The organism is Actinomyces gaoshouyii (assembly GCF_002076915.1).
GTDB lineage: Bacteria > Actinomycetota > Actinomycetes > Actinomycetales > Actinomycetaceae > Actinomyces > Actinomyces gaoshouyii.
In genome coordinates this window covers 1,586,751-1,606,865 of sequence record NZ_CP020468.1, presented here as the reverse complement: position 1 = coordinate 1,606,865, position 20,115 = coordinate 1,586,751, and the positions used below count along the sequence as shown (strand labels likewise).

Sequence of the window (20,115 nt, the reverse complement as noted above, 5' to 3'; positions counted from 1 at the left end):
CCCTGCCTCGCCGACAGATGAGGGTGGGGCGGCGGGGTGTGGGAATGTTTGTCCTGATAGGAAGGGATCGAGGTGGCGATGGGAATTCGCCATACCTCGGCGAACGCAAGCGACAATAGCAACCTCAGGGGTGCGGGCGCCACCAGCGCAATGGCATTGTTATCGCTCCAAACGGCCGAGATCGTGAGGGTGTGTTCGGAAACCGTGTTTCCGCGGCAGGGACCATGACGGGGCGGACGAGCGGGGGGCGCGCCCGGTCTCGATCCTTCGACCGGTCTCGGCGGAGCCCCTCAGCCCCTCGCGCGCCCCGCGGGAGCGCTGGGGACGGCGTCGAGGAAGGCAGGGGGAGCGAAGCCTTCGCGCCCGTAGGCGGCGACGACGGCGCGCGCCGCATCGTCCACCCGATCGGCGTCCACCAGGGCGATCGCGCTGCCCCCGAACCCGCCGCCGGTCATACGGGCGCCGTGGGCGCCGGCCGCGCGCACCGCCTCGACGGCCACGTCCAGCTCGGGGCAGGTCACCTCGTAGTCCACGCGCAGCGACTCGTGCGAGGCGTCCATGAGCTGCCCGACCTTCGTCAGCTTCTCCCCGGTCAGCGGGCGGCCGTCGGACAGGAGGGAGACGAGCTCGACAGTCCGGGCGATCTCGGTGACGACGTGGCGGGTGCGGGCCACCAGGACCTCCGCCTCCTCGCCGCCGCGCTCGCGCAGGGCGGCCAGCGCCTCCTCCAGGCACTCGGGGGCGATATCCGCCAGGAGTTCGACGCCGAGGATCTCCGCCGCGCGCTCGCAGGCCGATCTGCGCGCGCCGTACTGGCCATCGGCCAGTGAGTGCTCGGCGCGGGTGTCGATGACGAGCAGGGCCAATCCCTCGGCGGCCAGGTCGAAGGGGACGTGAACGACCTCGCCGTCGCGGCAGTCGAGCTCGAGGGCGTGGCCGGCGCGGCATCGCAGGGAGGCCGACTGGTCCATGCCGCCCGTGGGCGCTCCGGCCATCTCGTTCTCCGCGCGCACGCAGGAGGTCACCAGGCGGGCGCGGCCGGCGTCCGCGGGCGCGTCGGCGGGCCCGGCCAGTGCGAGCCCCGCGATCTCATCGAGGGCCACGCTCGTGGCGCACTCCAGGGCGGCCGAGGAGGACAGGCCCGCTCCCAGTGGCACGCAGGAGACCAGGGCGGCGTCGAAGCCCGGCAGGGGGCCGAGGCCGTCGCACTCGAGGGCCCAGGCGACCCCCGCGATGTAGGAGGCCCACCGGGGGATCTCGCCGGGGGTTCCCTTGGGGCCGATGGCGTCCAGGTCGAGCACGTCCACGGCCTCGCGCGTCTGCGGGGAGATGAGGCGCACTGTGCGGTCATCCCGGCGGCGCAGCGCCAGGAAGGCGCGGTGCGGCAGAGCGATGGGCAGCGCCAGGCCGCCGTTGTAGTCGGTGTGCTCCCCGATGATGTTGACGCGCCCCGGCGCGTACCAGACGCCGTCGGGGTCGGAGTCGAAGGCCTCGTGGAACAGGGCGGTGGCCTGGGCGATGCCCTCCTCATTCGTCAAGGCGGGGGAGAAATCAGGGGCGGCGGGGGGCGTGACGGCGTCAGCGTCGGTGGTGAGGTCGCTCATAACGCACATCGTGCCATGCGGGTGATGCCTTTGGGGGCGATGCGGGTTAGGCTTGGCCGGCCCGTGGCGGACCCCGCCGCCGCGGACACCCGATGAGACCGCCGAGTGCGCCCCTAACGCACGGAGAGGAGGGTCATGGAGGTCCCTGAGCCTGCCGACCGCGAGAGCGTGGTCGGTGTCACCGTGCCCGTTCCCGAGCCCTTCGCCGCCACGATCCGCGATATCCGCCGCGACGCGGGAGACCCGCTCGCTGCCCGGATCGCCCCCCACATCACCCTTGTGCCGCCCACGGCGGTGCCGACCGACCGGCTCGACTCCATCAAGGAGCACCTGGCCGACGTCGCCCGCGCCCATGCGCCGATCGACCTGCGCCTGTCGGGTGCCGCGACCTTCCTGCCCGTCAGCGCTGTCGCCTATCTCAAGGTGATCGGCGGCGGCGACGCACTGCGCTCCCTCCAGCAGGACATCCGCGATGCCTCCGGCCCGCTCGGCGCCCCTCTGCGCTTCCCCTTCCACCCCCACGTGACCCTCGCCCATGAGGTGGGCCAGGCCGCGCTCGACGCCGCCATGCGGGCCGGGGCTGCCCTCGACGCCGCATTCGTCGCCGGGCAGATGCTCCTGCACACCTTGAACCGGGACCACTGCGCGCTCCTGGCGCGCATCCCCTTGGGCGGGGCAGCGCCGGCGTGAGACGTCAGGGCGGCAACGGCATGGCGAGCGCGATCACCACGATGCGCGCAGGCGCCGCCGCGCTCGTCAACCGCTACAAGTCCAGCCGCCTCGGGCGGGCGCTGACCCGGTACTCCATGGCCCGCGGCGCGCTCCTGGCCGGGGGGATCGCCTACACGGGCCTGTTCTCCGTGTTCTCCGCCCTGGCCATCGGCGTCACGATCCTCATGGGTCTGCTCGGCAGCCAGCCGGCCCTGCGCGACCGGGTCCTTGAGCAGATCGGACAGGCCCTCCCCGGTGTCATCGACACCGGTTCGGGCGGCCTGGTGACCGTCGACCAGCTCACCCTCGGCTCGGTGCTCAACATCGGCTCTCTCGCCGCGGGCGGCGTCCTCCTCTATTCCGCCGTCGCCCTCATGGGGGTCCTCAAGACCGCCCTGCGCGCCATGTTCGGCATCGCCCGTCTCCCGGAGAATCCCGTGAGGGCATGGGCGTGGAACCTCGCGGCGCTGCTCGTCATGATGGCCGGCGTGCTCGCCACCGCCACCGCGTCCGCCCTGACGACGGCGCTCGCCGGCTCGACGGCCAGCCTCATCGGGCTGCCCGCCTGGCTCAGCGGTGCCGGCGCCCACCTGGCGGTCGTCGTCATCTCCTTCCTCATCGACGCCGCCGTGCTGGCCCTCCTGCTGGCAGCCTGCGGCATCCGCGTCCCCCGCAAGGACCTGGCCGGGGGCGTGTGCCTGGGAGCCCTCGCCTTCGGCGCACTGCGCGAAATCGGCTCGCGCGCCGTCGGGTCGAGCTGGCACAACCCCCTCCTGGCCTCCTTCACCGCGATCGTCATCCTCATCCTCTGGCTGCACCTGGCCAGCCGCATCCTCCTCCTCGTCGCGGCCTGGATCGCCAACCCCCCGCGACCCGCCCTCATCGAGCATCCCGATGAGGTCCATGCCAGGGCGCGCCCCAACTACGTGACCCTGTCCGTCCCCGAGACACTGGCCTGGCCCCGGCAGTCCCTGACCGGCACCGTCGAGGTCGATCCCACGGAGCACCCCGACTACCGGCCGCCCGCGCCGGCCGGGGAGCGCGTCCCCGCGCCGACCGAGGGTCGGGGGCGCCCTGTCGACCGGGACGTTCCTCCCGAGGGCTGATCCCCACTAACCTGGGCCAATGACCGATTCCCCCGCCAGTGCCGAGGCCCGGCGCGCCGCAGCGCCGACCTGTCAGGGCAAGCCCATCCACGCCATCATCCCCGCCGGCGGCGCGGGCACCAGGCTCTGGCCGCTCAGTCGCCGCGAGCGCCCGAAATTCCTCCTCGATCTCACCGGCGCCGGGCGCACCCTCCTGCAGGGCACCGTCGCCCGCTTGGAGCCCGTGGCCGCCACGACGACGATCGTCACCGGCGCCGCCCATGTCGAGGCCGTCGCCGCGCAACTGCCGGGCGTGCCCGCCGAGTCGATCCTCGCCGAGCCCTCCCCCCGCGACTCCATGGCCGCTATCGGCCTGGCCGCGGCCGTCATCGCCCGACGCCACACACCGGATGCCGTCGTCGGCTCATTCGCCGCCGACCAGGTGATCGCCGACGAGGGCGCCTTCGTTGGGGCCGTGCGCCAGGCCGCGGCGCTGGCCGAGGACGGCTGGGTGGTGACGATCGGCATCGAGGCCACCCACCCCTCCACCGCCTTCGGCTACATCCACGCCGGCGGCCCCACCTCCGTGCCCGGGGCCCCCGAGGGCCGGGTCGTCCTCGGCTTCACCGAGAAGCCCGACGCCGCCACCGCCGCCGAGTACCTCGCCACCGGCGAGTACCGCTGGAACGCCGGCATGTTCGTCGTGCGCGCCGGGGTCCTCCTCGACCACCTCGCCGCCCAGCGCCCTGAGCTCGCCGCGGGCGTGGAGGAGATCGCCGCCGCCTGGGACACCCCCGAGCGGGAGCCGGTCCTGGAGCGCGTCTGGCCGGGCCTGGAGAGGATCGCCATCGACCACGCCATCGCCGAGCCCGTCGCCGCCGCAGGGGGAGTGGCCACCGTCCCGGCCGCCATGGGCTGGGACGACGTCGGCGGTTTCGACGCGCTGTCCGCCATCGTCCCCGTCGAGGCCGAGGGCAGCGCCGAGGGCGTTGCCGTGCTCGACGGCGCCGGCCAGGGAAGCCCCGCCGCCGACGTCGAGGCCGTGGGCTCCTCGGGGGCGATCGTCGCCACGACGACCGGGCGGAGGATCGTGCTGCTCGGTGTGCCCGGACTCATCGTCGTCGACACCCCGGACGCCCTGCTGGTGACGATGCCGGAGTGCGCCCAGGACGTCAAGGGCGCCGTCGACCGTCTCAAGCAGGACGGCCGGACGGGCCTGCTGTAGGCCGCCCGCGAGCCGCCAGCCCCGCGCGAAGCGCGCACGAGAAATTTCGGGTTTGCGAACTTCGGGTGGCCGAAACTATTCTCGGCTCTCATGAGAATCCTCCCCAGCCCCGGGCGCCGGGCTGCCATCGCGCTCGCCTCCCTCGCTCTCGCTATCCCCGCTCTCACCGCCTGCGCCGAGACCTCCCCGGGCGGCCGGACCGGAGCCATCAAAGTCGTCGCCTCCACCACCCAGATCTGCGACTACGTCACCCAGATCGTCACCGGGGGCAATCCCTCCGACTCGGACTCCCTGGCCCTTGACCGCACCGGCGCCGACGGCATCACCACCCACCTGGGCCCTGAAGGCGCCAAGGCCGGCGCCGGAATCAACCTCACCTGCCTGCTCGCCCCCAACGCCTCCACCCACGAGCACGACATCACCGCTGCGCAGGCCAAGGCCCTGTCCGAGGCTGATCTCTTCCTCGTCTCGGGGGTGGACCTGGAGCACTTCCTCGACGACGCCGTCGTCTCCACCGGCTTCAAGGGCACCATGGTCATCACCTCCGGCGTCTACGGAGCCGCCGATATCGATGACCTCGACGCTCAGAAGGCCAAGGAGAAGGACCTGCCCTACACCGTCGAGCGCGGGAGCCAGAAGGTCGACGCCGCTCCCTGGCCCTTCGCCCCCGAGGAGAGCGAGTCCGAGGCCGAGTTCCGCTTCGACCCGCATGTCTGGACCTCCCCGGCCGGCGCCATGATCCAGGTGCGCAACATCGGCGAGGCCCTCGCCATGGCCTCCCCGGCCGGCGCCGCAATCATCAACGAGCGCACCGAGGCCTATGTCTCCCTGCTCACCGAGCTCGACGCCTGGGCCCGCTCCAGCTTCGAGACCGTGCCGGCGGACAAGCGCGTCCTGTTCACCAGCCACGATGCCTTCGGCTATCTGTCGAAGGCCTACGGACTGAGGTTCGAGGGTGCCGCCCTGTCCGACTTCAACGCCCAGCAGGACGCCACGGCCCAGCAGATCCAGAGCACCGCCGACGCCGTGAGGGCCTCGGGCGCCGTGGCCATCTTCGCCGAGAACTCCAACAACCCCGCCTCCGTGCGCAAGGTGGCCCAGATCGCGGGCGTCAAGGCGATCATCGGCGACGAGGCCCTCTACGGCGATTCGCTGGGCGAGCCCGGATCCGACGGTGAGACCTACATCGGATCCATCCTCCACAACATCACCGTGCTCACCAATGCCTGGGGCGGCACCGTGGCCCCCATCCCCGCCTCGCTGGCCGCCTGGACTCCCAAGGCGGTGGCGCAGTGATCCCCGGGCATCCCGAGGGTGGGGGCGCTGTTGTCCGCTGCGATGGCGCCGCCCTCGTCTACGGGCGCACCGTGGCGCTCACCGGCGTCACCGGTGAGGTGGGGCCCGGTACCGCGCTCGCCCTCATCGGCCCCAACGGCTCGGGCAAGACCACCCTGCTGCGGGGGCTGCTCGGCATGGTCGATGTCGCCGCCGGGCGCATCGAGGTCTGCGGGAGAGCGCCCGGCCGGGCCCGGAGGGGCTCGATCGGATACGTCCCTCAGGTCGCCGATCTCGACCCCACCTTCCCCGTCACCGTCCTCGATGTCGTCCTCATGGGGATCACCGCCTCCGCGGCCCGCTTCGGCGCGCTCCCGCTGCTCGGGGACCGTCGCCGCGAGGCCCGGGGGCGCGCCCTGGCCGCACTGGAGTCCGTGGGCCTGGCCGAGGCCGCGGGACGGCGCTTCGGCACCCTGTCCGGCGGCCAGCAGCAGCGCGTCCTCGTGGCCCGCTGCATCGCCACCCGCCCCCGGCTCATCGCCCTCGACGAGCCCTTCAACGGCCTCGACCAGCCCAACCGCGACGCCCTCCTGCGCATCATCGCCGCCCTCAAGGACGACGGCGTCGCCCTGGTCATCTCCACCCACGACCTCGTCATCGCCCGCGAGTGCTGCGAGCAGGCGGCCCTGCTCGCCGGGCGTCAGATCGCCTTCGGGCCCCGCGAGGAGGTCCTCGTCCCCGACCTCATCGAACGGGCCTACGGGGCCGGCGCGAGCGGTCGTGACGACCTCCTGCTCAAGGCGGAGGAGGCTTGATGACCGCCATGGATCCGCTCACCGCCCTCGTGGCCGGCGCTGTCGAGCAGCTTCGGCTGGCGCTTGTCGGTGTCCCCGGCCTCGTGCCCCTGGCCGGCGCCCCTTTCTTCTTCCGGCCCCTGGTCATGGTGGTCCTGCTGGGGATCGTCTCGGGCGTCGTCGGGGTGCTCGTCAACCTGCGGGGCGCGGAGTTCAGCGCCGAGGCCCTCGTCCATGCCGTCTTCCCCGGGATCGTGGCCGGCGCCGTCTTCTGGGGAATCGAGGCGATCACCCCCGCGGCCTCCACCGTCGCCATGATCGCGGCGGCAGGCCTGACCATTCTCACCCACCACTCGGGGCGCATCGCCGGGGCCCGCCGCTCGGCCGGGGGCGGCGGGGCCGAGGCCGGTACCGCCGTCGTGCTCACAGGCTTCTTCTCCGTGGGCATCATCCTGTCCCTGGCCGAGGGGGATATGTCCGGGCAGCTGGAGGCCCTCATGTTCGGGCGGCTCCTGGAGGTCACCGACGCCGGGCTCGCCCATGCCCTCATCGCCTGCTTCATGGCGATCATCCTCGTGGCCGTCACCTGGCGGGGGCAGGTCGCCTACGCCTTCGACCCCGTGGGGGCCCGGGCCGCCGGCCACCGGCTCCTCGCCCTCGACCTGGCCCTCAACGCGGCCATCGCGGCCGTCGTCGTCTCGGCCTCCACCGCCGTGGGTACGCTGCTCGTCGTCGGCGCCCTCATCGTCCCCGGCGCCACTGGGCGGGTCCTCGCCCACCGGGCGCGCTCCATGGTCATCATCGCCGTGGCCACCGGTGTGCTCGGCGGCTACCTCGGCATGCTCGCCGCCGTCATGCCCAGTCCCCGGCCCGTCTCCCCGCAGGCGGCCGTCAGCCTCGCGACGTCGGCGCTGCTCCTGTGCGCCATCATCGCAGCCTCCGTGCGGCGCCGGGCCTGCGGGAGGGGGAGGGCATGAGCGGCATCGGCGCCATGGGAGGCGCAGGAGGCGATGTCGGCGCGCCCGGTGCGGGCGGCCTCACCGATGTCTCACTGGGACTGCTGGCCCTGCCCGCACTCGAGGCGGTTCTCATGGGACTCCTCGCCGGCCTCGTCGGCGCCCTGGCCCTGCTGTCCCGCCGCGTCTTCTTCACCGAGTCCCTCACCCACGCGACCTTTCCCGGGGCGATCATCGGCGTCGTCGTCGCCACCTGGATCGCCGCGGCGCTCGGGCACGGGCGCCCCGGATTCGAACTGCTGAGCGCCATGCTGCTCGTGGGCGCGGCCCTCATGTGCCTGCCCATGGCCGCGCTCATGCGCGCGCTGGCACGCGTGGAGGGGCTGGGGCCCCAGTCGGCGGCGGGCATCGTGCTCACCATCGGTTCGGCCCTGGGCTACTTCCTGGCCGGCTGGTTCAAGCCCTTGCCGCTCAAGATCGACTCCTTCCTCACCGGTTCCGTGCTCAACGTGGGGCGCGTGGACGTAGCCGCCGTGGGCGCGGTCCTGGTGGTGGCCGTGGCGGTGGTCGCCCTGACGGATCGGGCCCTCGTCTTCCATGCCTTCGACCCGGTGGGCCACCGCGCGGCGGGCCTGCGAGCCGGTTGGGCCGAGGGCGCGGTGCTCGTCCTCATCACCTCCACCATCGTGGTGCTGGTGCCCGCCGTCGGCACCATCCTGCCCATCGCCCTCATCGCCGCCCCCGCGGCCGCTCTGGCGCCCTCGGCGCGCAGCGCGCGCGGGCTCCTCATCGGGGCTCCCCTGCTCGGTGCGGCGAGCGCGCTGGTGGGCCTCGTGCTCGGCGTGGCGCTGAGGCTCTCCGTGGGCGGCATGATCGCCGCCATCGTCGCCGCGGTCTACCTGGTGGCGGTCTGCTGGCGGGCGATCAGGCGCGGATCCCCAGTGCCTCGCGCAGATCGGCCCTGATGAGCTCCAGGCGCTCGGCGGCCGCGGTTCGGACGGCCGGGACCGGTTCGCCGTCGGGGATCTCCATGATGACCTCGCAGTAGCACTTGAGCTTGCGCTCGGTGCTCGAGGGTCGAAGGACGACGCGGTCGTCCGCGGCGGTCTTGATGATGATCCCGTCCGCGGGCGGCAACTGCGCGCCATTGCCGTCGCTGGCCCCATCCATGAGGTCGAAGACGTCCACCACTGGCGAGCCCGCCAGCTTTGTGGGGGCCCCTCCCTCGCGCAGGCGCCGCATGATGCGCTCGATGATCGCCATGTCGTCGACGCGGATGCTCATCTGCCCGGTCAGGTGCAGGCCGTGCCGTTGGGCGAGCCGATCCAGGAGCGAGAGCAGGGAGCGCCCCTGCGTCTTGAGGACCGATGAGAGGAGCGCCATGCGCACGGCGGCCGCGATGCCGTCCTTGTCCCGCACGGAGGCGGGGTCCACGCAGTAGCCCATGGCCTCCTCGTAACCGAAGACGAGCCCGGGCACGCGGCTGATCCAGGTGAAGCCCGTCGGGGTGATGCGGTGCGCCAGCCCGTGGTCCTGGGCGATCTTGCGCAGCATCCGGCCCGAGGCGATGGAGGAGGCCAGCACGCCGGTGCCGGTGAAGGCCGCCAGCTCGGCCGCCTGCTCGCCCAGGAAGATCCCGACGGCGTCGCCCGTGAGCTGGCGCCAGCCGCCGGGCACGGTCTCATCAGGGACGGCCACCGAGCAGCGGTCCGCGTCGGGATCGAGGGCGATGGCCAGGTCCGCGCCCTCCTGGCGGGCCAGGTCCAGCAGGAGGTCCATAGCGCCGGCCTCCTCCGGATTGGGGATGTCCACGGTGGGGAATCCCGGATCCGGCTCGAACTGCTCGGGGACCACGACGACGTCGTCGAAGCCCGCCCGGCGCAGCGCCTCGAGGCAGATCCGCCCGCCCACGCCGTGCATGGCGCTCAGGACGATGCGCAGGCTCGCGGCCGCGCGCGTCCGAGCGGCGGTGACTACGCGCTCGATGTAGTCCTCGCGCAGCTCGGGCCCGACGAGCTCCCAGCCGGAGTCCGCGCGGGGGATCGAGTCCAGGGCGCCCAGGGCGGTGATGGCCTCGCTGATGGCCGCGTCCTGCGGCGGGGCGATCAGTGCGCCGCGGTCCCAGTCGTCGGTGGCCCGGCCACCGAGGTAGACCTTGAAACCGGAGTCCTGGGCGGGATTGTGCGAGGCGGTGACCATGATGCCCGCGTCCGCGTCCAGCGCGCGCAGGGCGAAGGCCAGCAGGGGGGTGGGGCAGTGGGAGTCCATGAGGAGGGCTCGGCCCCCAGCGCCGGTGACCACGGCGGCGGCGTCTTGGGCGAAGACGTCGGAGCAGTGGCGGGCATCGTAGCCGATGACGACGATGAAGCCGTCCCCGATCTCCTCGCGCAGATAGGCGCACAGGCCTGCCGTTGCACGGATGACCACGGCCCGGTTCATCCTGCCTAGACCAGGGCCGAGCCTGCCGCGCAGGCCCGCGCTCCTGAAGGTCAGCGGACCGGAGAAGGCCTCGGCGAGGGTGGCTGTGGCAGCGGGATCCCCCGCCTCATGGAGGGCGAGCAGCTCGGATAGCTCCTCGCGAGTGGTCTCATCGGGGTCCTCGGCGATCCACTGCGCGACGGTAGTACGGACAACCCCGGTGGTCGGGGCAGCCTTGGGGGAGTGGGTCATGACTTGACCGTACCGGTCGGGCTCTCCTTCTAGTGGACAAGGTGATGGCGTTCATGCGTGGCACCTCCCACAACATCTGATGTTGCTGGTCAGAGGCTATGGAACACCTGTGACCTAGGGCTCGTCGCACACGTGATGACACAATGCGGGCATGACTGATCGCCAGACCTATCGCAAGGGCCCTGTCTTCCTGCGGGGGACGCAGATCCCCCGGCAGACCTCCGACGCGAGCCTCCTTTCCGCGACCGAGCGCTCCGACTGGCTCCACGCCGACCCCTGGCGGGTGCTGCGCATTCAGTCCGAGTTTGTCGAGGGCTTCGGCGCCCTGGCGGAGATCGGACCCGCGATCAGCGTTTTCGGCTCGGCGCGCACGAAGCGGGAAGATCCCGCCTACCACCTCGCCGAGGAGATCGCCACTGGGCTGGTCCGCTCCGGCTACGGCGTCATCACCGGCGGCGGTCCGGGCATGATGGAGGCCGCCAACAAGGGAGCTCATGAGGCTGGCGGCCTGTCCGTGGGACTCGGCATCGAGCTGCCCATGGAGCAATCCATGAACGAGTACGTCGACCTCGGCATCAACTTCCGCTACTTCTTCGCCCGCAAGACGATGTTCGTCAAGTACTCCGACGGATTCGTCGTCATGCCCGGTGGCTTCGGCACCCTTGACGAGCTCTTCGAGTCCATCACACTGGTTCAGACTCGCAAGGTCGACTCCTTCCCCGTGGTGCTCGTCGGGCGCGAATACTGGGGCGGGCTCGTCGACTGGATCCGCTCCTCGCTCCTGGGATCGGGCATGATCGCGTCACAGGACCTCGACCTGCTGCGCGTCGTCGACACCGCTGCCGAGGCGGTCGAGTACGTGGTCGCGGGCGCCCAGAGGATCCGTCCCACGTCACCGGAATGAGTCGGGCGCCGGGCCGTGAGCCTTGTGTCCTACTTATCGTGCCGTCGAGAATCATGCCTTAGAATGAGAGGCAGCACCGCGGGCGGAACCGCGCGAGCACGATGGAAGGGATGCATATGGCTGCCATGAAGCCCCGTACTGGGGACGGCCCCCTGGAGGTCGTCAAGGAGGGACGCGCCATCATCATGCGCATGCCCCTCGAGGGCGGCGGCCGCCTGGTCGTTGAGATCACCCCTGATGAGATCAAGGCTCTCAGCGAGGCGCTGGCCACTGTCAAGATCTGAGCCATGCCCCGGCGCCGAGTGCCGGAACTGGTCGGCCGCTCACCCGTCCACCGTCGGAGGGGCCGAATGGCCGTATCGCATAGGAGAAGGACCGTTCCCGGATCGGGGCGGTCCTTCTTCCGTCTCCGTCAGCTCCTAGGGCGCACCTCGCTTTGAGTGGTGCGTCTTGCACCGACAGCCACCTCTCGCCCCGGGAGGTGCCACTTGCGCCGACAGGCGCGGGCAGGACCTACCAGTGGGAGCGGCTGGCGCCCCTCGGGGCGGAACGCGCCCCTCGGGGCGGGTGATGCCGTAGCCGCCCTCAGCTCCGGCGCACGGCCACGAGCAAGCCATCGCCCACGGGAAGCAGGGAAGTCAGGAGCCCGTCGGCGTCCCGCAGGGTCTTGCCCAGCTCTCGGGCGGCCACCGTCACGGCGTCGCGGCGCGCGGGGTCGGCCACATGGTCGCGCCACAGCGCGTGGGTGATGATGAGCGACCCCCCGGCGCGCAGCATCCGCAAAGCGTCCGGGAGGAGGTCGGCGGCATCCTGCGGGTCGACGTCGAGCACCACCATGTCGTAGGAGCCCGCCGCCATACGGGGCATGACGTCGGAGGCCCGGCCCTGGATGATGCGCGTGCGGTGGCCGGAGTACCCGGCGGCGTCGAAGGCCCGTCGCGCCTCCCGCTGGAACTCGGCCTCGACGTCGATGGTCGTCAGCACGCCGTCGGCGCCCATGCCGGCCATGAGCCACAGTCCGGAGACCCCCGTGCCCGTGCCGATCTCGGCCACGGACTTCGCGCCCGCGGCCGCGGCGAGTGCGCGCAGGGCGGCGCCGGTGGCCGGGGAGACCGGCGAGATGCCGAGCTCGATGCCGCGCAGGCGGGCCTGGGAGGTCGCCTCGTCCTCGAAGGGGAACTCCTCGGTGTAGGACCAGGTCAGAGTCTTGTCCGCGCTCACAGTGAGTCCCTTCCATGGCGGTGAAGCGTGCGCTCGAGCTCGCCGCGCCATCCGCGCGGCAACCGAATTGTCCCAGGACCATGGGGAATTCCTCGCCCGACCCGCCGTCTTGCCCGGAGTGTGGTGTGCGGCGCGCTGGGCCGGGACACGCTGAGCCGGGAGCGGAGGCATGAGGGTATCGCGGCCCGCGCTCTCTATACTCGCCTCGTGCTGGGATTCTCCTCATCTGAGTTCGTGGTCTTCCTGCTGGTGGCCGTCGTGGTCATCGGCCCCCAGAGGCTGCCCGAGTACACTCGCAAACTCACTCAGATGGTCCGTCAGTTGCGCGTCTTCCTGGAGAGCACCAAGACGCAGATCGCCGAGGAGGTCGGCCCCGAGCTCGCCGACCTCGACCTGTCCAGCCTCGACCCGCGCCAGTACGACCCGCGCAAGATCGTGCGCGACGCCCTGGGCGAGGACCTCGACGCCATCAAGAAGGACCTCCAGTCGCCTTTCAAGGCGGTCAAGGACGCCGCCAAGGAGACCACCGACGCCATCGACGCCTCCGTCAAGGAGGCTCGGGACAAGGACCGGGCGAACTCCCTGGCCAACAAGATCGAGGAGAAGAAGGCCGAGGCCCTCGCCGCTGCCCGGGCCGTGAAGGAGGGCGAGGCCTCCACCGCCGAGCTCCCGCAGGTGGAGGCGTCCCAGGCCGATCCGGCGGCCGGTGCCGAGGAGAGGGATGAGGCCGAGTCGGCGGGGGAGCCCACGCCTGTCGAGCCTGTGACGGCTGATCCCGCCGCTCCAGAGCCCGCCGTCGTCGCGCCCACCGCTGACCCGATGACCGAGCCGGTGGCCGTGCCGGCCTCGCTGGTGGAGGATCCCGCAGCCGCGTCGGCGGCCGCATCCAGCGCGCCGCGCCCACTCTCGCCGCGCGACATCGTGCGGGCCGCCAAGGAGGCCTCTCGCAGCCGCGTGGCCGCGGCGTCAGCGCCCGTCGACTGAGCCCCCTCAGTCATTCGACTGGGCTCAGCCCGTGGAACGGTGCGTCGGCGATGATGCTCCGCACCGATGGTCGCGATGAGCGCCTCCGGGCGCGTTCTCACCGCAGCCCACAGCGCTCGGCCCATCCATCACTGCTGAAGCCCGGCGAGGGGCCCCGGCGCGCCCCGATCGCGTCGCGCCACCCGCCCCGAACCGGTCTCGTTTCTAATATCGACCGGTCTCGATGCTGTTTTCGACCGGTCTCGGTGCGGGGGGGGGGAGAGAGAATCAGGCGGGGGTGACGCCGAGGGGGCGTCCGGCCAGGCCCCGGGAGCGGTGGGACAGCCTCTGCGCCACCGCCGAGAGCTCCTGGGCGGCGGGGGCGTCCGCGGGCGCGCGGCCGCCCCCGCCGATGGTCGCCGGTACGCCGGTGTCGGAGCCCTCGCGCAGTTTGATGTCCAGGGGAAGTTGGGCGAGCAACGGCACGTCGTAGCCCAGCGTTTCGGTCAGGGAGCCGGCCACGGCCCGGCCGCCGCCGGAGCCGAAGATCTCCAGGCGAGAGCCGTCGGGCTGCGTCAAGTAGGACATGTTCTCAATGACGCCCACCACCCGCTGCTTGGTCTGGATGGCGATGAGACCCGTGCGCTCGGCCACCTCGGCCGCCGCCTGCTGGGGCGTGGTGACCACGAGGATCTCCGCGCCCGGCAGCAGCTGCGCCACGGAGATCGTCACATCCCCGGTGCCGGGGGGCAGGTCGAGGAGGAGGACGTCGAGGTCCCCCCAGAAGACATCGGAGAGGAACTGCTGGACCGCGCGGTGCAGCATGGGGCCGCGCCACACCACGGGCTGCTTGTCATCGACGAACATGCCGATCGAGATGAGTTTCACGCCGTGAGCGATGGGCGGGACGATCATGCCATCGAGCTGGGTGGGCACCTGCTCCGAGCCCAGCATCCGGGGGATGGAGAAGCCGTAGATATCCGCGTCGACGACGCCGACGCTCAGGCCCTGCGCGGCCATGGCGGCGGCGAGGTTGGCCGTCACCGAGGACTTGCCGACGCCCCCCTTTCCGGAGGTGACCGCGTAGACGCGGGTGAGCGAGCCGGGCTGGGTGAAGGGGATGACGGGCTCCGCCGCCCCTCCGCGCAGCTGGGAGCGCAGGGCCGCCCGCTGCTCATCGGTCATGACGCCCAGGCTCACGCGCACACCGGTGACGCCCTCGACGGCGCCGACCTCCCGCGTGGTGTCCTCCGTGATCGTGTCCTTGAGCGGGCAGCCAGCCACGGTGAGGAGGACATGGACGCTCACGACGCCGTCTGGTGAGATCTCGAGGGAGTCCACCATTCCGAGCTCGGTGATGGGACGGCGGATCTCAGGGTCGTTGACGCGGGCGAGAGCATCGCGGACGGCCTCTTCAGTGGGCATGGGCATGCCCTCATCCTACGGGCTCGTCAGCTCTGGGCCCACCGTGTCGGATCAGGGGGAGGGGGCGAGTGGGAGCGGCGGTGAGGGTCGGGCCCCGTGGGAGCCTTCGGGGGAGGCCGTCTCGGCCAGGACGGGCGCTTCGTCGCCCTCGGCGTGCTCGTCATCGCCGAGCTCGGAGATCTCCTCGCGGATGGCGCGCTCCTCGGCGAGGATCTCGGAGAGCATGTCCCGCAGCTCGCCGCGCACGAAGTCACGAGTGGCGACGTCGTTCATCGCCAGGCGCAGCGCGGCGATCTCCCGGGTGAGGTACTCGGTGTCCTCCAGATTGCGCTCGGCGCGCTGGCGGTCCTGCTCGGCGGTGACGCGGTCGCGGTCGTCCTGGCGGTTCTGCGCCAGCATGATGAGGGGGGCGGAGTAGGAGGCCTGGGTGGAGAAGGCCAGGTTGAGCAGGATGAACGGGTAGGGGTCCCAGGCCTTGGAAGCACTCGCCAGGGCGATGTTCGCCACGATCCAGGTGATGACGAAGACCGTCATGTACAGGACGAACCTCGGCGAGCCCATGAAGCGGGCGGTGGCCTCCGCGAAGCGCCCGAAGGCGTCCGAGCGCGAGGACCGGCGCGGGCGCAGCCCGCGCAGCCGGCGACCGCGTCCCTGGTCCAACGGCTGATCGAGCTGCTCAGGCATTGGCGCTCCTCTCGATCATCTCGTCGGTGACGGCGTCGTCGGCCTCGCGCCAGTCATCGGGCATGAGGTGGTCCAGCACGTCGTCCACGCTCACCGCGCCCACGAGGCGACCGGCCTCATCGCACACGGGCATGGCCGTGAGGTTGTACGTGGCCAGCAGGCGCGTGATCGTGCCAATGGAGTCGGTGGGTCCGACGGCGCCGAGGTCCTTGTCCAGGATGCGCCCCACCATCTGCTGGGGGCGCTCGCGCAGGGCGCGCTGGAGGTGGACCATGCCCAGGTACATGCCCGTCGGGCTCTCCAGTGGCGGGCGGCACACGAAGGCCACCGCCGCCAGGGCCGGGGGGACCTCCGCCTTGCGGGCCCGGGCCAGCAGGGTGGCCACGCTCGCCTCGGGCGGCAGGATGATCGGCTCGGTGGTCATGAGGCCGCCGGCGGTGTACTCGTCGTAGCGCATGAGGCGGCGCACGTCGGCGGCCTCATCGGGCTGCATGAGCTCGAGGAGCTCGTTGGCCTTGAGCTGGGGGAGCTCGGCGACGAGGTCGGCCGCGTCGTCGGGCTGCATCGCCTCCAGGACGTCGGCGGCGCGGGCCGACTCCAGGGCGGACAAGAGGGCGACGGCGTCGTCATCGCCCAGCTCCTCGACGGCGTCGGCGAGGCGGTCGTCGGGCAGCTCGCGCGCCACCTCGACGCGGCGGGTGGGAGGGAGGTCCCGCAGCGCCTCGGCCAGATCCGCGGGCCTGAGGTCCTCCAGGGTGGCCAGGAGGGCGGTGACGCCCTGCTGCTCCATGCCGCCTGCCAGGCCCGTGACCTCGTCGGGGCGGACCATGGCGGTCTCCCCGCGCCGCAGTCCCAGGGGGCCCGACGAGGCGCGCTGGACGAACAGGCGGGTGACCTTCCAATCCATGCCGGCGTCGCGCTCGATGGCCACATCGCGGATTTCCACGGTGCCCGTGCCGTCCTTGAGGGTGACGACGCGGTCGAGGAGCTCGCCGACCACGAGAGTCTCGACCTTGCGCTGCTCGAAACGGCGCATGTTGACCACTCCCGTGGTGATGACCGCGCCCGGCTCGATCGCCGTGATGCGCGACAGCGGCAGGAAGACGCGGCGCCGTCCGGGCACCTCGATGACGCAGCCCACCGCCCGGGGCTCGCCGCGCAACTGGATGAGGACGACGACATCGTGGACGCGGCCGACGGGATCCCCGAGGGGGTCGAAGACGGTCGTGCCGACGAGCCGCGCCACGAAGACCCTGTTTGCGCTGCGCGCCCTGCTGCTCTCCACGGGCACAGCCTAGCCGCATCCGAGGGGGCGGGCCCGTGAGCCGGCGGGCGCGAGGACGGCCCGCTGGAAGAGCCCTCGGCGAATCCTCGTGCCCGCCGGCTCCGACGCTCGCCTACTCGGCGCCGCCTCGCGCTGTCCTGAGCCCTAAGACGGATTGTGACGGCTTATCGAGAAGCGGTAGTAGCTGACGGTGAAGATCATGGCTGGAACAAGCGAGTACATCCAGGTTGTGAGGTCCGCCCATGTGCTGAGCGCTGAGAGGGGCAACCCCCGGATGCAGCAGGTGATGATCTTCATCACAAGGAGTCCCCAGAGGAACTGAAGTGCCGTTTTATTCCGCAGTCGCGCGCTCTTCTGAGCGGTCATGATGGCCCCATATGCCTTCGGCTGTGTTCGCGGCCACTAGATTACCTGTGGGCATGGCTTCGCGTAAATAGTGGTTCCATGGCGCGATGCGGTCGTTGCGAGTTCGTGATGCATTGCATTGGCTTATTCCTCCTGCTGTCGACCCTATGGTTTTGCATGTGCCTCTTCGGAATCGAGAGCGCGGTCGGCGCGGCGGAGGTCTGATGAATACTCCTGACTGGAATCGAGCGGCCAGGCACTCACTCGCTGCTGATTCCTGAGGGGCGCCATCGGACCGATATTCCCCCGCCGCCCCGTGGTCGCTGAGAGCGGATCGGGGCGACGGAGGGCGGACCGGCTCGTCTCCGCGGCGGTCGGCATGGGACGATGGGGCCATGAGCATCCAGATGGGTCCTGACACGATCGTCGGTCGCGGGGGCGCGCTGCCCCAGGGGGAGGAGATCGCCTCCTTCGCCACCTACGCGCAGGCGCAGCACGCCGTCGACTCCCTGTCGGACGAGGGCTTCCCCGTCCAACTGCTGTCGATCATCGGCACCGATCTGCGGCAGGTCGAGCGCATCACCGGCCGCCTGAGCTGGGGGCGGGCGGTGGCCAGCGGCGCCGGGTCCGGGCTGTGGATCGGCGTGTTCTTCGCCCTCATGATGAACTTCATCGGCAGTGCCTCGACGTCCCCGATGCTCCTCGGCGCCGTGCTGCTGGGCGTTGTGTGGGGGATCCTCTTCCAGGTGGTCGGATACGCGCTCACGCGCGGTCGCCGGGACTTCACCTCCATCAGCCAGGTGGTGGCCTCGCGCTACTCGATCCTCGCCGCGGACCGGGTCCAGGAGGCGGCTCGGGCGCTGGCGGACGCGCCGGGCAACCTGAGCCGGGGCGGCCAGGCCGCGTGCCGCGCCGAGGAGCGCCGTCGCGCCCGCGCGGAGTCCGCTGACGGGCCCACGGCGTTCGGATCGCGCCCCGACGAGCAGCCCCGCTTCGGCGTGCGCATCCAGCCCGACGGCGCGGTCTCGGGCGGCGGGGCTGCCGCCACTTCCGGGGCCTCCGGCGCTGCCGGTCCTGCCGGGGGAACTGAGGCGGGCGGGGCCGCTCGGCCCAGTGGGGGCGGGACCCCGGTTCCCGAGGACCACGACCCCTACCTGCGCCGCTGACGAGGCGCCCCATCGTGGAGAGCGGCCGCCCCACGATGTCGCGCATCCCCGCATGGAGAGCGGCCCCGAGGGTCCCACGCGGGCCGGCAGCCATGGGCGCCGCCTCGCAGGGCCGCCCGAGCCCGGGGCCGGGAGCTCGGACGGCCCGCGGCTCGGGCGCCTCAGGCGATGAGGCCGCTCACCCAGGCCTCGACCTCCTCGACCGTGCGAGGGATGCCCGCCGTCAGCCGCTCGACGCTCCCATCGGGGCGAACGACGACGTCGTCCTCGATGCGGATCCCGATGCCGCGCAGCTCCTCGGGGGCGAGCAGATCATCTGCGCGGAAGTACAGGCCCGGCTCGATCGTGAAGACCATGCCCGGCTCCAGTAGCGCGTCCATGCTCATCTCACGGCGGGCCTGTGCGCAGTCATGCACGTCAAGGCCCAGGTGATGGCTCGTGCCGTGCACCATCCAGCGGCGGTGATACTGGCCGTCGGGGCCCAGGGAGTCCGCGGCGGTCACGCCCTCGGGCAGCAGCCCCCACTCCTCCAGACGGGCGGCGATGACCTCCATGGCGGCGCTGTGGACGTCCTTGAAGCGGCAGCCTGGCTGGTTCGCGCGGGCGAAGGCGGCATCGGCGGCGTCGAGCACCGCCTGGTAGACGCGGCGCTGCGGGCCGGTGAAGACGCCGTCGACCGGGATCGTGCGGGTGACGTCCGCAGTGTAGAGGGAATCGATCTCCACCCCGGCGTCCACGAGCACGAGCTCGCCGGGGCGCACGGGGCCGTCGTTGTTGATCCAGTGCAGGGTGTTGGCGTGGTCCCCGGCCGCGGCGATCGTGTCGTAGCCCAGGCCGTTGCCCTCCTCACGGGCGATGGCGGCGAAGGCCCCCTCCAGCACGCGCTCGCCGCGCCAGTGACCCACCGCGCGCGGGATGGAGCGGATGAGGTCATCGAATCCGGCCTTCGTGGCGTCGACGGCGGCCCGCATCTGGGCGATCTCCCAGGCGTCCTTGCGCAGGCGCAGCTCGCTGGCCGCCTCCAGGAGGCGGTCGTCCACCTCGGTGGCGGCCCGCCCACTGGCCAGCCCCGAGGCCTGACGGACCTGGTCCACGAGTGCGGTGATGGCCTCATCGGCCTGGGCGATGACGCGCAGGTGCACGCCGTCGGCCCCGGCGTCCTTGGCCAGGGCATCGCCGAGGCTATCGATATGGGCGCAGCGGATCCCGGTGACGGCCTCGACCTCCTCGATGGAGGGACGCGGCCCCACCCACAACTCGCCGTAGCGGGGGTCGGCGTAGAACTCCTGGGAGATCCGTGAAGCACGGGGCCGGAAGTACAGGACGCCCTCATGCGTGGGCTCTCCCTCGGGCGCGGGGGCGCCGGGCGGAGTGAGGGGCTCCAGGACGAGCGCTGCGTCGGGCTCGAAATCGGTGCCGGTGCCCGTCAGGTGGCAGAAGGCGGAGTGCGGGCGGAAGCGGTAGTCGCAGTCGTTGTTGCGAACCTTGAGGGGGCCGGCGGGGAAGACGAGGCGCTCGCCGGGGAATTGGGCGCCCAGGGCGGCGCGGCGCGCGACGGCCCAGTCGGCGGCCTCCGAGCGCGGAGGGAGCCCGGCCGGGCGAGGCCCCCAGCCGGAGCCGATGAAATCCCGGAACGCCTGGTTGGTGGGCTGGCGGGAGCGGTTTCCGCCCCGCTGCGCGAGGGACTGCCCGGCGACAACCGGGGCTTTCGGGGCGGGGGCGCCCGCAGTGGTCTCGGGGGCGGCGGGCGCCTGGGGGCGGCTAGCGGGGGAGGACTGGCTCATGGGGGCATCCTCCCACCG

At 71.8% G+C, this 20,115-nt stretch carries 18 protein-coding genes; 11 read left to right on the top strand and 7 right to left on the bottom strand.

What is annotated here, in order from left to right:
- Nucleotides 1-290 precede the first annotated feature (290 nt).
- Nucleotides 291-1,604, bottom strand: coding sequence for a galactokinase (galK, locus tag B6G06_RS06535; protein WP_081171617.1), 1,314 nt, complete (start codon nt 1,602-1,604; stop codon nt 291-293).
- Nucleotides 1,605-1,739: 135 nt separating this feature from the next.
- Here galK and B6G06_RS06530 point away from each other — a divergent pair, with 135 nt between their 5' ends.
- The 7 genes from B6G06_RS06530 to B6G06_RS06500 all read left to right on the top strand — a co-directional run bounded on the left by B6G06_RS06530 (nt 1,740) and on the right by B6G06_RS06500 (nt 8,615).
- Nucleotides 1,740-2,294, top strand: coding sequence for a 2'-5' RNA ligase family protein (locus B6G06_RS06530; RefSeq protein WP_081171615.1), 555 nt, complete (start codon nt 1,740-1,742; stop codon nt 2,292-2,294).
- Between the two features lie 41 nt (nt 2,295-2,335).
- A complete protein-coding gene (locus B6G06_RS06525; RefSeq protein ID WP_081172252.1) occupies nt 2,336-3,421 on the top strand; it encodes a YihY/virulence factor BrkB family protein in 1,086 nt (361 codons plus the stop codon).
- A gap of 19 nt (nt 3,422-3,440) precedes the next feature.
- A complete protein-coding gene (locus B6G06_RS06520) occupies nt 3,441-4,625 on the top strand; it encodes a mannose-1-phosphate guanylyltransferase (RefSeq protein ID WP_081171613.1) in 1,185 nt (394 codons plus the stop codon).
- A gap of 90 nt (nt 4,626-4,715) precedes the next feature.
- Nucleotides 4,716-5,921: a metal ABC transporter solute-binding protein, Zn/Mn family gene (locus B6G06_RS06515; RefSeq protein WP_081171611.1), complete on the top strand. Its 1,206-nt coding sequence runs from the start codon at nt 4,716-4,718 to the stop codon at nt 5,919-5,921.
- Nucleotides 5,918-6,715: a metal ABC transporter ATP-binding protein gene (locus B6G06_RS06510; RefSeq protein WP_125898900.1), complete on the top strand. Its 798-nt coding sequence runs from the start codon at nt 5,918-5,920 to the stop codon at nt 6,713-6,715. Before B6G06_RS06515 ends, B6G06_RS06510 begins: the two co-directional genes overlap by 4 nt.
- An 8-nt stretch (nt 6,716-6,723) precedes the next feature.
- Entirely contained in the window at nt 6,724-7,671 is a 948-nt protein-coding gene (locus tag B6G06_RS06505; RefSeq protein WP_420807207.1) for a metal ABC transporter permease, read from the top strand.
- 14 nt (nt 7,672-7,685) lie between these two features.
- Entirely contained in the window at nt 7,686-8,615 is a 930-nt protein-coding gene (locus B6G06_RS06500; RefSeq protein WP_081172250.1) for a metal ABC transporter permease, read from the top strand.
- Here the strand turns inward: B6G06_RS06500 and B6G06_RS06495 are convergent.
- Nucleotides 8,575-10,320 carry a phospho-sugar mutase gene (locus B6G06_RS06495; protein ID WP_081171604.1) on the bottom strand — a complete coding sequence of 582 codons (1,746 nt, stop codon included), beginning with the start codon at nt 10,318-10,320 and terminating at the stop codon, nt 8,575-8,577. The two genes, B6G06_RS06500 and B6G06_RS06495, sit on opposite strands and share 41 nt — an antisense overlap.
- Nucleotides 10,321-10,471: 151 nt before the next feature.
- Here B6G06_RS06495 and B6G06_RS06490 point away from each other — a divergent pair, with 151 nt between their 5' ends.
- On the top strand, nt 10,472-11,224 hold the full coding sequence (locus B6G06_RS06490) for an LOG family protein (protein WP_081171602.1): 753 nt from the start codon (nt 10,472-10,474) through the stop codon (nt 11,222-11,224).
- Between the two features lie 116 nt (nt 11,225-11,340).
- Nucleotides 11,341-11,508, top strand: coding sequence for a DUF3117 domain-containing protein (locus B6G06_RS06485; RefSeq protein ID WP_017177161.1), 168 nt, complete (start codon nt 11,341-11,343; stop codon nt 11,506-11,508).
- Between the two features lie 301 nt (nt 11,509-11,809).
- On the opposite strand, the gene B6G06_RS06480 is transcribed toward B6G06_RS06485, so the two are convergent.
- Nucleotides 11,810-12,445, bottom strand: a complete 636-nt coding sequence (locus B6G06_RS06480; RefSeq protein WP_080461825.1) for an O-methyltransferase — start codon at nt 12,443-12,445, stop codon at nt 11,810-11,812.
- Nucleotides 12,446-12,652: 207 nt separating this feature from the next.
- Between B6G06_RS06480 and B6G06_RS06475 the strand changes: the two genes are divergently transcribed.
- The gene (locus tag B6G06_RS06475; protein ID WP_081171600.1) at nt 12,653-13,429 is read left to right on the top strand and encodes a twin-arginine translocase TatA/TatE family subunit; all 777 of its coding nucleotides are present in this window, start codon (nt 12,653-12,655) and stop codon (nt 13,427-13,429) included.
- Between the two features lie 267 nt (nt 13,430-13,696).
- Here B6G06_RS06475 and B6G06_RS06470 read toward each other — a convergent pair whose 3' ends face one another.
- The 3 genes from B6G06_RS06470 to B6G06_RS06460 are packed head-to-tail and all read right to left on the bottom strand — an operon-like array spanning nt 13,697 to nt 16,802.
- Nucleotides 13,697-14,839, bottom strand: a complete 1,143-nt coding sequence (locus tag B6G06_RS06470; protein WP_081171598.1) for an Mrp/NBP35 family ATP-binding protein — start codon at nt 14,837-14,839, stop codon at nt 13,697-13,699.
- A gap of 45 nt (nt 14,840-14,884) precedes the next feature.
- Nucleotides 14,885-15,517 (bottom strand): DUF1003 domain-containing protein, encoded by a 633-nt coding sequence (locus B6G06_RS06465; protein WP_080461822.1) that lies wholly within the window; start codon nt 15,515-15,517, stop codon nt 14,885-14,887.
- Nucleotides 15,510-16,802 carry a magnesium transporter MgtE N-terminal domain-containing protein gene (locus B6G06_RS06460; RefSeq protein WP_080461821.1) on the bottom strand — a complete coding sequence of 431 codons (1,293 nt, stop codon included), beginning with the start codon at nt 16,800-16,802 and terminating at the stop codon, nt 15,510-15,512. The genes B6G06_RS06465 and B6G06_RS06460 overlap by 8 nt, the downstream gene beginning before the upstream one ends.
- Before the next feature lie 740 nt (nt 16,803-17,542).
- On the opposite strand from B6G06_RS06460, the gene B6G06_RS06455 reads away from it, so the two are divergent.
- Nucleotides 17,543-18,313 carry a YflT domain-containing protein gene (locus B6G06_RS06455; RefSeq protein ID WP_080461820.1) on the top strand — a complete coding sequence of 257 codons (771 nt, stop codon included), beginning with the start codon at nt 17,543-17,545 and terminating at the stop codon, nt 18,311-18,313.
- Nucleotides 18,314-18,474: 161 nt separating this feature from the next.
- Here B6G06_RS06455 and B6G06_RS06450 read toward each other — a convergent pair whose 3' ends face one another.
- Nucleotides 18,475-20,097: an aminopeptidase P family protein gene (locus tag B6G06_RS06450; RefSeq protein ID WP_081171596.1), complete on the bottom strand. Its 1,623-nt coding sequence runs from the start codon at nt 20,095-20,097 to the stop codon at nt 18,475-18,477.
- Nucleotides 20,098-20,115 lie beyond the last annotated feature (18 nt).